At 68.7% G+C, this 13,510-nt stretch carries 16 protein-coding genes; 5 read left to right on the forward strand and 11 right to left on the reverse strand.

Annotated elements, in window-relative coordinates; translation table 11 throughout:
• A partial coding sequence (locus tag NCC78_RS00005) for a hypothetical protein (protein WP_250790922.1) occupies positions 1–262 on the forward strand: 262 nt, incomplete at its 5' end.
• Positions 263–602: 340 nt separating this feature from the next.
• Here the strand turns inward: NCC78_RS00005 and NCC78_RS00010 are convergent.
• The 3 genes from NCC78_RS00010 to NCC78_RS00020 all read right to left on the reverse strand — a co-directional run bounded on the left by NCC78_RS00010 (position 603) and on the right by NCC78_RS00020 (position 3,079).
• A complete protein-coding gene (locus NCC78_RS00010; RefSeq protein WP_250790923.1) occupies positions 603–1,445 on the reverse strand; it encodes a hypothetical protein in 843 nt (280 codons plus the stop codon).
• A 152-nt stretch (positions 1,446–1,597) separates the two neighbouring features.
• Positions 1,598–2,182, reverse strand: coding sequence for a hypothetical protein (locus NCC78_RS00015; RefSeq protein ID WP_250790924.1), 585 nt, complete (start codon positions 2,180–2,182; stop codon positions 1,598–1,600).
• A 15-nt stretch (positions 2,183–2,197) separates the two neighbouring features.
• The gene (locus NCC78_RS00020; RefSeq protein WP_250790925.1) at positions 2,198–3,079 is read right to left on the reverse strand and encodes a DUF4253 domain-containing protein; all 882 of its coding nucleotides are present in this window, start codon (positions 3,077–3,079) and stop codon (positions 2,198–2,200) included.
• Positions 3,080–3,354: 275 nt separating this feature from the next.
• On the opposite strand from NCC78_RS00020, the gene NCC78_RS00025 reads away from it, so the two are divergent.
• Positions 3,355–3,534, forward strand: a complete 180-nt coding sequence (locus NCC78_RS00025; RefSeq protein WP_250790927.1) for a hypothetical protein — start codon at positions 3,355–3,357, stop codon at positions 3,532–3,534.
• 69 nt (positions 3,535–3,603) lie between these two features.
• Here the strand turns inward: NCC78_RS00025 and NCC78_RS00030 are convergent, their stop codons facing one another.
• The 3 genes from NCC78_RS00030 to NCC78_RS00040 form a co-directional block, all read right to left on the reverse strand.
• Positions 3,604–3,966 carry a hypothetical protein gene (locus tag NCC78_RS00030; protein WP_250790928.1) on the reverse strand — a complete coding sequence of 121 codons (363 nt, stop codon included), beginning with the start codon at positions 3,964–3,966 and terminating at the stop codon, positions 3,604–3,606.
• A gap of 74 nt (positions 3,967–4,040) precedes the next feature.
• Complete coding sequence (locus NCC78_RS00035; protein ID WP_250791002.1) at positions 4,041–5,033, reverse strand: DUF1152 domain-containing protein; 993 nt, start codon at positions 5,031–5,033, stop codon at positions 4,041–4,043.
• A 125-nt stretch (positions 5,034–5,158) separates the two neighbouring features.
• Positions 5,159–5,524 (reverse strand): hypothetical protein, encoded by a 366-nt coding sequence (locus tag NCC78_RS00040; RefSeq protein WP_250790929.1) that lies wholly within the window; start codon positions 5,522–5,524, stop codon positions 5,159–5,161.
• A gap of 364 nt (positions 5,525–5,888) precedes the next feature.
• Here NCC78_RS00040 and NCC78_RS00045 point away from each other — a divergent pair, with 364 nt between their 5' ends.
• The gene (locus tag NCC78_RS00045) at positions 5,889–6,887 is read left to right on the forward strand and encodes a hypothetical protein (protein ID WP_250790930.1); all 999 of its coding nucleotides are present in this window, start codon (positions 5,889–5,891) and stop codon (positions 6,885–6,887) included.
• A gap of 152 nt (positions 6,888–7,039) precedes the next feature.
• Here the strand turns inward: NCC78_RS00045 and NCC78_RS00050 are convergent, their stop codons facing one another.
• On the reverse strand, positions 7,040–7,798 hold the full coding sequence (locus NCC78_RS00050; protein WP_250790932.1) for a dienelactone hydrolase family protein: 759 nt from the start codon (positions 7,796–7,798) through the stop codon (positions 7,040–7,042).
• 479 nt (positions 7,799–8,277) lie between these two features.
• On the opposite strand from NCC78_RS00050, the gene NCC78_RS00055 reads away from it, so the two are divergent.
• A complete protein-coding gene (locus NCC78_RS00055) occupies positions 8,278–8,574 on the forward strand; it encodes a hypothetical protein (protein WP_250790933.1) in 297 nt (98 codons plus the stop codon).
• A gap of 95 nt (positions 8,575–8,669) precedes the next feature.
• Here NCC78_RS00055 and NCC78_RS00060 read toward each other — a convergent pair whose 3' ends face one another.
• Positions 8,670–9,110, reverse strand: a complete 441-nt coding sequence (locus NCC78_RS00060; protein WP_250790935.1) for a hypothetical protein — start codon at positions 9,108–9,110, stop codon at positions 8,670–8,672.
• A gap of 431 nt (positions 9,111–9,541) precedes the next feature.
• Between NCC78_RS00060 and NCC78_RS00065 the strand changes: the two genes are divergently transcribed.
• Positions 9,542–9,829, forward strand: a complete 288-nt coding sequence (locus NCC78_RS00065; RefSeq protein WP_074310625.1) for a hypothetical protein — start codon at positions 9,542–9,544, stop codon at positions 9,827–9,829.
• Positions 9,830–10,210: 381 nt separating this feature from the next.
• On the opposite strand, the gene NCC78_RS00070 is transcribed toward NCC78_RS00065, so the two are convergent.
• The 3 genes from NCC78_RS00070 to NCC78_RS00080 are packed head-to-tail and all read right to left on the reverse strand — an operon-like array spanning position 10,211 to position 13,458.
• A complete protein-coding gene (locus NCC78_RS00070; RefSeq protein WP_250790936.1) occupies positions 10,211–11,203 on the reverse strand; it encodes a TIGR03842 family LLM class F420-dependent oxidoreductase in 993 nt (330 codons plus the stop codon).
• A 12-nt stretch (positions 11,204–11,215) separates the two neighbouring features.
• Positions 11,216–12,619, reverse strand: a complete 1,404-nt coding sequence (gene hydA / locus NCC78_RS00075; RefSeq protein WP_250790938.1) for a dihydropyrimidinase — start codon at positions 12,617–12,619, stop codon at positions 11,216–11,218.
• On the reverse strand, positions 12,616–13,458 hold the full coding sequence (locus NCC78_RS00080) for a nitrilase-related carbon-nitrogen hydrolase (protein WP_154936700.1): 843 nt from the start codon (positions 13,456–13,458) through the stop codon (positions 12,616–12,618). The genes hydA and NCC78_RS00080 overlap by 4 nt, the downstream gene beginning before the upstream one ends.
• Positions 13,459–13,510 lie beyond the last annotated feature (52 nt).

The following is a 13,510-nucleotide window of genomic DNA, read 5'->3' on the forward strand; positions in this document are numbered from 1 at the left end:
CATCACCGGCGACACCGAGACCGCCGCGGCCGCCCTGGCGGGTGCGCTGGGTCCGCCCGGCACTCCGGCCCTGCCGGTGCACGTGGTTGCGGTCGAGGCCCTCGCCGACCTCGACGCGGTGCCAGCGTCAGCGGCCGACCGCCTCCGCGAGTTCCGCGACTCGGCCCGGCGGCTCGTCGGCACGGACGCCTGGCCGGTCGACGTCCCGCACCCGGACGAACGGCTCCGCGACGCCGCCCGGCGCGCGCTGCGCCAACGGTGAATCGCCCCGGCCGGCGGTGCGGTGCCGGCCGTGGCGCGGGGAGTCGAGGGAGCGGTCATGTCCGCCAGCGGTTGCGCTGGACGGAGGGCAGTCGCTCACGTACCCGCGACACCGTCGCACGCGCCCACCAGGCGGCCCGCTGGCCGCGGCATACCGCCGAGACCTCCACTGTGTCGGGGTGCCCGCCATCTGAGCGAATGCCGACGTGGGCTGCTAAGATCATTTGCTCGGATCTGCCGCTGACCGCGCGTCCGTCCGGTGACCTGATCTATTGAGTTGCGTGTGTAGAGCCGTGCTCATCGACCGAGTCCCGCTGCGCCGGGCAGCGCTCCAACGGGCGTCAGGCAATCCGCTCAGCACCGTACCCATTGCGCATCCGGAACTTCATCGGGTCGGTCCCGGTGGCCGTCACGTGCGCGATCAGCAATGACCTTAGTGACTCCGGAATCTCGGCGCGCTGCGAACGAGTCCACTCAAGGGACGTGAACAGTTCTGCGGCACCGTCGAGCTGGTCCGGCGTCAGGGACGCCGACGCCATAGCGTTGAAGATCGACTCAGTTGGCTCGGCCAGCAGCAACCGCTGGGGTGCCAGCTCATACCATGGCGTGCCACCCGTCGTGGTCGTGTGGCGAGGCGGGAAGCCAGCCCATGACGCGAGGGCTCGGATGCGTTCGAGGGCATCGGGGTATCGCCGGGCCACCAGGTCGGCGAGCCGTTCTTCGGCGCCAGTTTCTCGGCGCGACGCTGCCTTCGCAGCCCGGACAAGGGTCGGCGGCGCGGCCTTCACCCATTGGACACGGCGCTCCTCGTTTTCAACCGCTTGACGGGCCAGCATCTGCTGGACCTCGCGCGATCCGGTCAAGCCGTGCTCAGCCAACCAGCCGGTGAGGCCAGCGCCATCACGGAGCTCGGCGTCACAACTTCCGAGACCCCTTATCGCGGTCTGGTGGTGCAGGGTCCACCGGGCGAGCTCGCGGCCGGTTACGTCCAACACGAGGATCGTTGGCCAGCCCAGGCACAGGCAGCGGTCTGCGGTGCCGCCGTCTACGACAGCCAGTAGCCGGGCCAGCTCGGCGATCTCCTTGCCCGAGAGCACAATCCGTGCCGCGTCAGTTCGGTCGAGTTCGTCGCCGGATGCCTCGATGATCAGCACTTCAGCGGCCTTGGCGAGAACGCGTTCCACCAGCGCTGTACTGGGAGCCCCGTCGTCGCTGCGGGTTGTCGGCGCGCTAGTCACAGCGGCGAGCGTATCGTCCGCTCACCTGTCGGGAATGCCCCCAGCGCGGTATAGGCTCTCGCGCCGCAACGTCCTCCACTGGCTGACTACGCGCCGCATCATGAAGCCGGAATGAGGAGCCAGCGTGCGAAGCAGCTGTCGTCGTCCAGTTCGGTGTACCAGCGGATCTTGAATCGGTACACGCTGGCGGCGGTCTGGATCAGCATGCCGGGGTCCAGCTCTGGCGACGGGGGACCGTGAACGATCGGTACCGGCCCGGGCTGTGCCGGCGATAGTCGGGTCGAGTGTTCCCCTGCGCCGTCGACGGCTGCGCTGAAGACCGCCAGTTCACCACCGCCGACGAGGAGGTCGTCACCCTCGTTGTCCTCTGCATCCGGGTACCTCAGTGCTGCCGCGAGTACACCCGGATAGTCGGGCCCTGATGCCTGTACGAAGGCGAGGGCGCCGTCCTCGAAATGGAAGACCTCGATCCAACTGTCGTCACGGACAACACCGTCCCCGCCGACCAGAGCCGCGCTGCCGGCCGCGACGGAGATGCTGCTGTCCTCCGGCGCCAAGTTGACGACCCGTTCGAAGTCGTCGTCGCTGTAACCGCGCCAATCGCTCCGGCGTGTCGCGTCGATGGCGAGGAAGGGCTCGCCATTGGTCCATAACCGGCCGACATGAGCCCATGATCCCCGCACTGAACCAGTATCACCTCAGGGCCGGTTGTGCACGAACCAGGCGTCACCGGCGGTCAAGGCGACGGCGATCTCCCACCGGCTCAGGTCGAGGTTCGGGGCGAGCGCCTTGAGCTGGCCGGCCGCGGTCCATGCCTCGGCACCCGGTGCCGGGCGACGACCCACCTGGAACTGCAGCATGGTGCCCCACGACGCGACCAGGCGGGCGTCCCACCGGTGGCGCCACTGCGCCAACACCTCGGCGAGCGTCCACTGGTACTCCCGGGTGAGCGCACCGAAGAAGTCCACCCAGTACCCCGAGCTGCGGACGTCGCTGGTGGGCAGCAACATGAGCAGGACGCTGTCAGGCGTGTACCAGTAGTCGGTCTGCGTCACGAACCGCACGCTGTCAAGCACCCGAGCGTGTAGATCGGCGTCGGCGAGCAGCCGGTCGTACAGCGCCCGCTCCAGCGCTTGGCGCGGGGTCGGCAGCGCCACATCCGACACCAGGGCCGTCAGGTCGAGATCGACGCCGGCCATGCCACGCGCGTAGTACTCGACCTCGCCCTCGTCGACCTCGTCGTCCTCGCTGTAGTCGCAGTAGACCAGCCAGGGTTCGGAAGACTCCGCCGCCTCGGCGAACGCGCGCAGCTCCGACGCCGACGGACCCGGCTCGGGCTCGGGCCGGATTCTCAGCGTGTCGCCGAAGTCGTCGGTGACCATGACGGGCAGGCGTCCGATGACCGGCACCAGCGCGTCGGCAACCTGCCAGGCCTCGTGCAGGCGATCGGGGTCGATGCCGGCGACGAGGACAGTGCCCGACGGGCCGTGCCCGATCGGCAGGCCGGCCAGTGGCGTGCCGACGAACGCCGCTTCGATCTGGTCGAGGTCGTTTCGCACGGTGAAAGTGTCTCCGATCATCGACGCGACGCGACGTGGAGGTGGGTCCGGGTGCACATCAGTATCCGGCGAGCAACGCACGCAGCATCCGCCCAGGTCTGGTCGAGAGGTTCCTCGCCGTGGCCGGACAACTGTCTCCGCCCTGATGCCACCCGCAGAACCCACCTTGACCAGACCCTGACCCGTGAGGCTCGGTAATTCTCCGAGGTACCAACCAGCCGGTTGTCCCTGGGAGTACGGGAACGTCTACGACGAGGACGGCAACGCTCTGGGCTGGTGGACTGAACCATAGCGGGGTGAAGGCGTTCAAGCTCTTCGAGGAACATCCGCACATGGCACACAGCCGCTGGTCGGCTTTGGTCGGGCCGGCCCGTGCATCGTCATGCCGAGATGCGGATCCCAACGAGTTGCAGGTGGCCGATGTTGTTGAAGCGGACCAGCGTGGGGGCGGTCGGTTTCCCGTTGCACGATGGTGAGTCCGCAGTTGGCCTGGTGGAGACCGCTCCAGCTTGGGATCAGACCGCGGAGTCCGGACGGTGCGTGGCTCAGCCGCACGCCAAGCGCGTGGCGTGGCTCGTCTCCTCAGGCGCGACCTCACTGCGTCGGCTGATCCGTAGTTGCCACCGGGTGTGCGCGCCCTCCGGACCGGGCAGTTGACCACGGGACAGCGCCAGGTCGATGCGCTGCCGGACGGTGTCTTCCAGGTCCGGTTCGGCAGCGAACAGAATCCTCAGACGCACCTCGCCGCCGTCGCTCCGATCCGCACGGGTGTGGTGCGGTGCCAAGGGGCATGGCGGCTCGTGTTCCCAATGGCCGCACAACCCCACAGTGATCGCCGCACCGGGCGCCTGTGTGTCAGCGTCCGGCGCCATGAGGAGAACCGCTTCGTGCGCGAACGCCTGTCGCATGCGCTCAGTATGCCGGGTGCCATCGCGCAGCTGAGTTTTGCAATCAACGTCCTTTTCTGCCGCCGGCCGGGCGTTCAGTGGGGAAACGCGCGGGGGATGCGTGCGTTGAGGAGTTCGTCGCGGAAGGCTTGGATGCGGGTGATGACCTGTCGCCTGCCGATGGTGTTCTCGATGCGGTCGAGGTACAGGCATCGGGCGGCGAGTTTGTCGAGGTCGACGGTGAAATAGATCGCCATGAGCGGGTTGACGAACAGGTCGCCGTCGCCGGTGCGGCGGGTGAACTGCACGTCTCCGAACGCGCCGCTGGTGGCGGCGGCGATCTGTCCTTGGACGATGCTCGGCCGGTCTTGGGTGGCGGCTTGGGCGTTGGCGACGGCATCGCGGTACAGCGCGGCCTCCCGGCTGGAACCGGGGATGGACAGGGCGCCGAGGTAGCCGCCGTCGCGGTCGAGTGCGGCGAGGTTCTCCAGCACCTGGACGTGGTTGACGCCGTCGTAGGCGTCGATGCCGAAGCCGAGACTGGTCACCAGCTTGACCGGCACGTCCAGCGCGGCCACGGCGGCCAGGCTGGTGATGTCCTCCACCGGGGTGCCGAGATCGCTTTCGTCGCCGCGCAGCAGGACGTCGGTGCCGCCGTCGACCAGCACCACCGCATCGATGTGGAGTTGTTCGATGAGGTGCCGGTACGCCGCCCGTAACGGCTGGACACCGAGCGGCGGAAAGGCGTACACGGTCGACGGCAGCTCCTGAGCCGCCAGCCACCGGGCGAGCGTCCGTTCGGGGAAGTACCAGTCTGGGCTGCTGGTGTCCGGCTGCACCTCCGCGACGTGCTCCGCTACCCACGCGTCCCGGTCGGTCAACTCGAGCTCTGAGAAGGACAGGCTGGCCAGGTGCACCTGTGCCCCGCCGCGCCACAGGGCGAACGCCAAGGGCAGGCCGGCGTACACGTCGAACCCCCCGCCCGCTCCGGCGATGAGGATGCTGCGCGCCGGAGCCAGCGCGGCGAACAGCGGCGGAACGGCCAACGAGAAAACACCGGGAGCGGCCGGCAGCGCGGCAGGGTCCATCACCGCTCAATGATCACCCACGCCCATGCTTCCCAAGCCCCTCGTGGGCCACCGCGACGGGCAACAGCGATCCGTGTACGCACCTGCCGCTGTCCTGGGCCTCCAGTGGCGTCTGCTCCGCGAGCTCATGCCGCCCGCAGCCAGCAGGTATGGATGTCCTGGTAGCCGAGCGGGTCGACGGCGACCGGGTCATCGAGGAGCTCGACGCGGCGTCCAACGCCTACATGAGCGTCCCATCCTGCCAGTCCACGAAGACATCGACGTCGCCATTCGTCCAGAGCTGGCCATGCGCCTTGCCCGTCGCCATGGCGTCGACTTGCCTGCGGGTCCTCGACCGTGCGCGAGTCGCCGTCCGGGTTGGTGAACAGGTTGATCAGCCCATCGGGGCGTTGCGTGCCCAAGTCCCGGTCGGCTGCCAGGGCGTACAGCTTGCGAAGGGCTGGCTCTGCCGCCGCCGGCACTTGCAGCTTGCAGGTCCAGTCCGACCCCACGACGGCATGATGACGATCAGCTTCGGGCGGCGGCAAGCCGACTACGGAACGCGTCGCGGCCGGGCTCCGTCGCAGCGAGCAACGATCGCTCAGCACTCAACGGCATCCGCAATTTGCCGCAGGTCCGCTCCCATGCCTATCAGCTACCAGGGGCGCGTTGCGGAGGCCACCCGCGCAATGGACCGGCCGCTGCGGAGGTGCCGGCGGACATGCGGGACCCGTCCACCGGTTGCCGATCGGCGAGCCGCGTACCGTCCCGGTTTGGGCTCGGGCGGGTACAGCGGCTGCCCGCCGTGCTCCGGGCCGGTTGCGGCCCGTCGCCGCGGCAAGGGCCACGTCGGACCGCCCGCCTAGAGTCAGCCGCATGTACTTTGTGTGCCGCTGGCGAGAGGAATCGCCGCTCAGCAAGCGGGTGGTCACCCTGCCCGACGCGACCGTGCTGGACTGGTTCCGCCGCGGCTGGGAACACGACGACCCGGACGCATGGATCGACAGCGAGTTGGGCGGCAACGTCTACGGCTTGGAGTCGATCTTCGAGGAGGTCCGGAAGCGGAACCTGCCCCGGCCTGAGTCCTTTGACGAACTGGGCGCGCTGCTGAACGAACACCTGTGGGTGGAGGGTGACGACGAGGGCACCTTCGTCCGGCTCGGCGAGCACGCCCTGAGAGTGCGCACCGATGACGACGAGGTGGACCTCGCCTACTACTTCATCGACGACGAGGCCGCCGCCGCATCGCCCGACCGGCTTGCGTTCCTGCTGCACGACACCTGGCCCCTGCCCGCCAACACGGCCGCGCCTGGCGCGGTCTTCAGCCACGGCGTACCGGTTCGTACCGTCCGGCTGGTTCCGCCCGGGCCGGAGTCCGTCTTCTCGGTCCGCCTTTGCTGGCAATCGCCCGATACCTATCGGAACCTGGACCTGGCCGGCGCCATCGTCTTCCCCGGCCTGACCCTGCCGGACCTCGCCGCCCACCTGCGCGGCGTCGACGACCCCGACGCCCACCACTGGCCCCACGACGCTCGACTGCTGCGGGCCCTCGTCGCCCCCGGAGAGAACGACGTCGGCCTGGCGCTGGAACGCTACGCCCGGCTTCCCGGATACGCTCCGTCGCCCGCCGGCCTCGACCGAGTGCCCGCGCACGCCCCGAACCTCGGGGACATGCTGGAACTGCTGCCCGCGGAGCGGCCCACCGAGTCGCTGATCCAGCTAGACCCGCACACCGCGCAGGTCGCTCGGTACATCGACGGCTTCTTCGGGTTCGACCAATGGTTCCTGTTCGACACTCGGTGGGCGGCGGCCCACCCGGACCTGGCCCGCTCGCTGCTGCGCTACGACGCCCACTGGGACCCATACGAGACATAGAGCCCTTTTCATCGTGACCAGCACCGCCACGATGAGAAGGCTCATCGATGCAAGCCGCAAAAAGGCGCATCTGGAGTCATTCGCCGCCGCGAATCTGCACTTATCGCCGGTACCGGCGCCCAGCTTCGCGCGGGACGCCGGTAGCGGTCAGGTCAGGCCCGGCCGAGGTGGCGGGACAGGAACGTGTCGTCCACCCCGACCCACCGGACGCTGCGTTGGTCGCCCGGGTTCGCGTGCAACGTCTTCTCCGCTGAGGCGAACGCGTCGAACAACGCGAACCCGGACGAACGGGCGATGTGCTCGTCGTCCCACGGCAGCAGGAACTGGACCGGCACGGTGATCTGCCGCGCGGCCATGATCACCGGTTCGTCCACAAAGAACCCGCCGCCGAAGATCGCGGCGGTGATCCGGGGCTCGGCCGCGGTCAGCCGTACCCCGATCGCCGTGCCCATCGCGATGCCCCCGCCGTAGCCGACCGGCGCGTCCGGGCCGATCTGCGGCAACGCCTGCAGGGCGTCCAGCGTCGCCTGCCATTCCGCTACGGCCCGTTCCGCGAGCGAGGCAATGAAGCGGACGCTGGCCGCCGCGAACCGCGGGGTGTCACCCGCCGTCACGGCTTCCCGGATCTCCGTACGGGCCTGCTCGTCCTCGTCCGTACGCGGGCGGTCGCCGTGTCCCGGCGCGTCGATCGCGACGACATTGAACCCCCAGGTGGCCGCGGTGCGCAGGGCGCGGGCCCGGAGCCCCGGCGCCTTCTTGTGCATGCCGCCGTTGTGCCCCACGAGCACGATCGGGGCATGATCGGCGCCGGATACGGGTGCCCAGAGCACACCCGGGATCTCGCCGACGAGGAAGTCGCGTTCGACGACACCGTCGGACGAGGTCTCAGCGGTGAAACGTACAGAATGCATGGTTTGATGCCTTTCGGGAGTGCCATCTGATGGGCGCTCCCGGCGGCGGTTACGTCAGTCGCCCGTCCGTAACGGGAGGGAGCACCACGTGCGAACTGCGTTCACGGGTCTCACCTCCTCGGCCGGGTCACGGATCTGGGGGCACGCTATCAACCCGGCCGCACTGCCAGCCAGTCAATTACCCGTCGGCCACGCGTTCACGGTCCGGCTCGATCCGGAGAGCCGTCCCGAGGTCGTTGGCTAGACGGCCGGCCGCCGGCCCGGCGGGCAGGGAAGCCGTGGGAGGTTCGGTCTTGTCGATCCGGAAAAGCGTGATCGGCTTCCGTTGCCTGGGTCCGTGGACCAGGGAGGCAAGCAGGGCCAACACCCCGCCCGCGATCTGGCCGGTCGGCGTCGGTGCGGCCGACGCCGCACCCGAGGCGATGGTCAGGACCTGGCGATCGAACCCGGTGACGTGACCGCGCAGTTGTGTGGCGTAAATGCTGCAGATCCTCCGCCAACAGCTCGACGGCAGAGCCTCGCCGGCGTTCGATGCGCTGCAGATCGTCGAAGTAACGTCCGCCCAACTGACGGAGATGGACGGCGTCAGAGCCCATCCGCAAGATCGCACGGATCGACGGGAGGACCAGCTCGGTGGAAAGCAGCTTGTACACCAGGCCGGCCGCCGAAGACCTCACTCGGCAAGACGGCGCGCCGCGCCGTCAACGCTGTCCCCACCTCGCCCCGATCTGCCGCTGAGAACGCTCGAGCCGCTCACTGCAGTCAAGGCACTGTGAGCGGCGGGGGGTGTCGTGGGCGGTGCAGCAGCGCTGGTGGTGGCTCGGGTCCGGGGTGCCCCGGGTTGGCGTCGGGCGCCGACCAGGACCACCGGTCAGCGGCGGCCGGTGGCCAGGGCGACGAGGTACTGTCCGCCGCCTGCGTCGACGCTTGCGGTCACCGGCAGTCCAGGCACCAGCCGGGAGAACCGGTCAACCAGCCAGTCCGCCGCCTCCTGGGCGTCCTTCTTGCTCGGACAGCGGGCGACCAGCTCGCGGCCACCCTTGCGCTCGAGTCGCTCGGCGACGGTGATCAGCGGTGCGGGCTCCACCACGTGCAGACGGTCCGGCCAGGCGATGACCACCTTGACCGCGCCCTTGCGAGTGTTGCAGGCACGGTGCGCGAGTCGCTCGGCGACCTTGGCCTTCTTGTCGGCGGTGCGGCTGTCGACGCTGGGACCACGCGGGTCGTTCACCGACATGTCGGCGTCGACCGGCTCGTCGCACACCCAGCATCGCCAACTGTCACGCCTCGCGACGTCATCGAGGAGACTCATCCGAGCAAACTAGCCTGTCAGCCCCCGGCCAACGACAGCCCGGGCCGCGGCGAGCGCCGCCAGTCCGAAGAAAGGTTGCAAGGGATTCGCTCTCCTGTGCCGTCCGCCTTGACTCCTGGTGCGATATCGCACCGCCGATGGCAGCCGTGACTCCGGTTGGCAGTTTCGGCCAACGCACTTACCTATGCCACCGACCGTGCGCGCCGACAACCTGCGAGGTGTCCGGGCCTGGTGGGGGCAAGTGCGGACGCGGTGGCGAGACGTCGGCCGAGCCGGCGGGCTGACGGTCGCCGAAGCTGCGGGTTCGGCGACCGGGGTCCAGCTCGGGCCGGCCGACGCACGGTCGACCCAAGGTCGCTCTCCGTGGCCGTTCGCGGTGCGGGCAGTTGTCGTGGCGCGAACGAGCGCAGACTGGGATAGCCTTGGCGTATATGGCTACCTATCGCAGCGCCTCAGTGCTTCTCTCCTCGGACGGCACCAGGACCCCCGGCACCGCCGCGCTCTTCGCCGAGCCCGCCCGCAAGGGTGGGACCCCGCCGTGGGCAGGTGACTTCCGACCCGCCAACAGCGCCGGCAACGGCCCCAAAAACGCGGTGGGGAAGACCTTTACGTTGGAGCTGCCCGACGGCAGCACCGGCAAGGTCGTGGTCCAGAGCCTCAAGAGCGGGAAGGGAGGCGTCGTGCTGGCGTTGATGGGCGAGGACGCACCTCCCTTCTGATCAGGAAACTGATCGCCGCCGACGCCACCGGCTGGAGACGGCCGGTGTGCGACCCTGCCGATGCCAATGCGTTCGGATAGCTGCCGGGCGCATTGCCTCACCCGTGGCTGGGCGTCGACGAAGGTCAGGTGTAATGATCTGCCGCGAACAGCGCGTTCGTCGGTCACCTCGACCAAGCCTGGCCGGGCTGCGATCGTCCCACCAGTAGACAAGTAGCCGCCGACCGCGCTCGTTCGGCGCCGCCCTGTCGTACCGGTGACCGCGCGCGTCAACCCCGGGTTCCGCCGCAGGCTGTGGTGGACCACCCGGCCGCTCCCGGCCACGAGGGCCAGTGGCTCCGCCCGCCGTGCCGCTCACACGTGCGGCGGCACGGCGGACGTGTCAGACATGCGTGATCACGTTCTTGCCGTACGAGGTGAGGGTCTTTTCCCGGTCATCGTGCATGAGGTAGAGGGCGAAGTTGTGGACCCCGATCTCCTTGAGCTCCTGCAGCCGGTCGACGTGTGCCGACTCGGGTCCGAGCAGACAGAACCGGTCGACGATCTCGTCGGGGACGAAGTCAGCGGACGGATTACCGGCGCGGCCGTGGTGTGAATAGTCGTAGCCCTCGCGGCCCTTGATGTAGTCGGTGAGCGCCTTCGGTACGACCCCGGAGTCGCCGTAGCGGGCGACCAGGTCGGCCACGTGGTTGCCGACCATGCCGCCGAACCAGCGCAGCTGATCCCGTTGGTGCCCGAGGTTCGTGCCCACGTAGGCCGGCGCGGCCACGCACATCGTGATCGAGTCGGGATCTCGACCTGCTGCGGTGGCCGCATCGCGTACCGAGCCGATCGTCCAGCGGGCGATGTCGGGATCGGCCGTCTGCAGGATGAAGCCGTCGGCCTGCTCGCCGACCAGCCGCAGCGCTTTCGGGCCGTAGGCGGCCATCCAGATCTCCAGCCGGCCGTCCCGCACCCACGGGATGCGCACCGGCGTGCCGTGGTGTTCGACCTCGTTGCCTTCGGCCAACTCTTTGATCACGTGCATCGCTTCCTTCAGCGTGGCCAGGCTCGCCGGCGGCTGGCCGATGACCCGCCGGGCCGAGTCACCGCGGCCGATCCCGCACACCGTGCGGTTGCCGAACATGTCGTTGAGCGTGGCGAAGAGCGACGCGGTGACCGACCAGTCGCGGGTGCTCGGGTTGGTCACCATCGGCCCGACGATCAGGTGCTTGGTGGCGGCGAGGACCTGCGAGTAGATGACGAACGGCTCCTGCCACAGCACGCAGGAGTCGAACGTCCACCCGTAGCGAAACCCGTTGTCCTCGGCGGCGGTGAGGCCGGCCACGACGTCGCGAGCTGGCGGGTCGGTCTGCAGTACGACACCGAAGTCCACCGCTTCTCCTTTTCAGACCAGGTACTGACTGAGATCGCGCTTCAGGAACCTGCCGTGCCCGGCCGCGCCGTGGAAGGCGTTGTCATCGACCACGACCCGGCCACGGGACAGCACGGTGGAGACCTTTCCGGTCAGCTCCATGCCCTCGTACGCGGAATAGTCCACGTTCATGTGGTGCGTGCGGGCCGATATGGTCTGCCGGGCCGTCGGGTCGTACACCGTGATGTCCGCGTCGGCGCCCGGCGCGATGACGCCCTTGCGCGGGTAGAGCCCGAACATCCTGGCGGGCGTGGTCGAGCTGATCTCCACCCAGCGCGGCAGGGTGATCTCGCCCCTCACGACGCCCTGATAGAGCAGGTCCATCCGGTGCTCGACGCCGGGCATCCCGTTCGGGATCTTGGAGAAGTCTCCCCGGCCCAGCTCCTTCTGGTCCTTGAAGCAGAAGGGGCAGTGGTCGGTGGACACCAGCGACAGGTCGTTGGTGCGCAGGCCCCGCCACAGTTCCGCCTGGTGCTCCTTCGGGCGCAGCGGGGGAGAGGCGACGTACTTCGCGCCCTCGAAGTCGGGCCTGGCCAGATCCTCAAGCGACAGGAACAGGTACTGCGGGCAGGTCTCGGCGAACACGTTCTGCCCGGTGTCGCGGGCCTGGGTGACCGCGTCCAGGGCGTGCGCGGCGGACAGGTGCACGATGTACAGCGGCGAGCCGGTGACCTTGGCCAGCGCGATCGCCCGCGAGGTGGCCTCGCCCTCCAGCTCGGGCGGCCGGGTCAGGCCGTGCTGCACCGGGTCCGTCTGACCGTTGGCCAGCGCCTGGAGGACGAGCTGGTCGATGGCGATACCGTTCTCCGCGTGCATCATGATCATCGACCCGGTGTCCCGGGCCTTCTGCATCGCCCGCAGGATCTCCCCGTCCGTGGCGTAGAAGACCCCCGGATAGGCCATGAACATCTTGAACGTGTTGACGCCCGCCTCGATGCAGGCCTCCATCTCCTTCAGCGACGTGTCGTTCACGTCCGAAATGATCATGTGGAACCCGTAGTCGATCGCGCAGTTGCCGTCGGCCTTGCTGTGCCACTTGTCCAGCGCAGACAGCACGGACGTGCCCTTGCCCTGTACGGCGAAGTCCACGATGGTCGTCGTGCCGCCCCAGGCCGCCGCGATCGTCCCGGTCTCGAAATTGTCCGCCGAGAATGTCCCGCCGAACGGCATCTCCATGTGGGTGTGGCCGTCGATGCCGCCGGGCACCACGTACTTCCCGGCGGCATCGATCACGCGCTCGGCACCAGCCGCCCACTGCTCGGCCAGACCGGAGTCGGGCGCGGCGAGCGCCGCTATCCGCTCGCCCTCGACCAGCACGTCCGCCGGGTGCGCCCCGGTGGCGTTGACGACTGTTCCGTTCCGGATGACGATGCTCACGGCTTCACCAGCGATTCGTACGTGTCGGGCCGGCGGTCGCGGTAGAACGCCCACAGGTCACGGACCTCGGCCAGCTTGTCCATGTCCAGGTCGCGGACGACGACCTCGTCCTCGGTGTCCGACGCCGCGTCGCCGACCAGTTGCCCGCGCGGGTCGACGAAGTACGACTGGCCGTAGAAGTCGTTGTCGCCCAACGGTTCCACGCCGACCCGGTTGATCGCGCCGACGTAGTACTCGTTCGCCACCGCCGCCGCCGGCTGCTCCAGCCGCCACAGGTACTCCGACAGGCCGCGGCTGGTCGCCGACGGGTTGAAAACGATCTTCGCGCCGGCCAGGCCGAGCGCCCGCCAGCCCTCCGGGAAGTGCCGCTCGTAGCAGATGTAGACGCCGATCCGCCCCACGGCGGTGTCGAACACCGGATAGCCGAGGTTTCCCGGCCGGAAGTAGAACTTCTCCCAGAACCCCTTCACCTGCGGAATGTGGTTCTTCCGGTGCTTGCCGAGGTAGGTGCCGTCGGCGTCGATCACGGCGGCGGTGTTGTAGTAGACGCCCGGCTGCTCCTGCTCGTACATCGGCACGATCAGCACCACGCCGTGCTGCTCGGCGACCTCGCGCATCAGCGCGGTCGTCGGCCCGTCCGGGATGGCCTCCGTGTACGAGTAATAGTCCGCGTCCTGGATCTGGCAGAAGTACGGGCCGTAGAACAACTCCTGCAGGCAGACCACCTGGGCGCCCTGCGAGGCGGCGCTGCGGATGGCCTCGACCGCGTTGGCGATCATCGACTCCTTGTCGCCGGTCCACTTCTGCTGCACCAGCCCGGCTCGGATGATGTTGCTCATCAGGATCGCGGCGTGGAAACCCGGCCGTTTAGGGCCGGGAGGTAACGCCGCT

The organism is Micromonospora phytophila, assembly GCF_023656545.1.
Taxonomy (GTDB): domain Bacteria; phylum Actinomycetota; class Actinomycetes; order Mycobacteriales; family Micromonosporaceae; genus Micromonospora; species Micromonospora phytophila.

Bases quoted from the DNA above. Each gene is read 5' to 3' on its own strand.
- NCC78_RS00020 (WP_250790925.1), bottom strand. From the start codon at position 3,079: ATGATCGGAGACACTTTCACCGTGCGAAACGACCTCGACCAGATCGAA.
- NCC78_RS00030 (WP_250790928.1), bottom strand. From the start codon at position 3,966: ATGCGACAGGCGTTCGCGCACGAAGCGGTTCTCCTCATGGCGCCGGAC.
- NCC78_RS00035 (WP_250791002.1), bottom strand. From the start codon at position 5,033: ATGGACCCTGCCGCGCTGCCGGCCGCTCCCGGTGTTTTCTCGTTGGCC.
- NCC78_RS00045 (WP_250790930.1), top strand. From the start codon at position 5,889: ATGTACTTTGTGTGCCGCTGGCGAGAGGAATCGCCGCTCAGCAAGCGG.
- NCC78_RS00050 (WP_250790932.1), bottom strand. From the start codon at position 7,798: ATGCATTCTGTACGTTTCACCGCTGAGACCTCGTCCGACGGTGTCGTC.
- NCC78_RS00055 (WP_250790933.1), top strand. From the start codon at position 8,278: ATGCTGCAGATCCTCCGCCAACAGCTCGACGGCAGAGCCTCGCCGGCG.
- NCC78_RS00060 (WP_250790935.1), bottom strand. From the start codon at position 9,110: ATGAGTCTCCTCGATGACGTCGCGAGGCGTGACAGTTGGCGATGCTGG.
- NCC78_RS00065 (WP_074310625.1), top strand. From the start codon at position 9,542: ATGGCTACCTATCGCAGCGCCTCAGTGCTTCTCTCCTCGGACGGCACC.
- NCC78_RS00080 (WP_154936700.1), bottom strand. From the start codon at position 13,458: ATGAGCAACATCATCCGAGCCGGGCTGGTGCAGCAGAAGTGGACCGGC.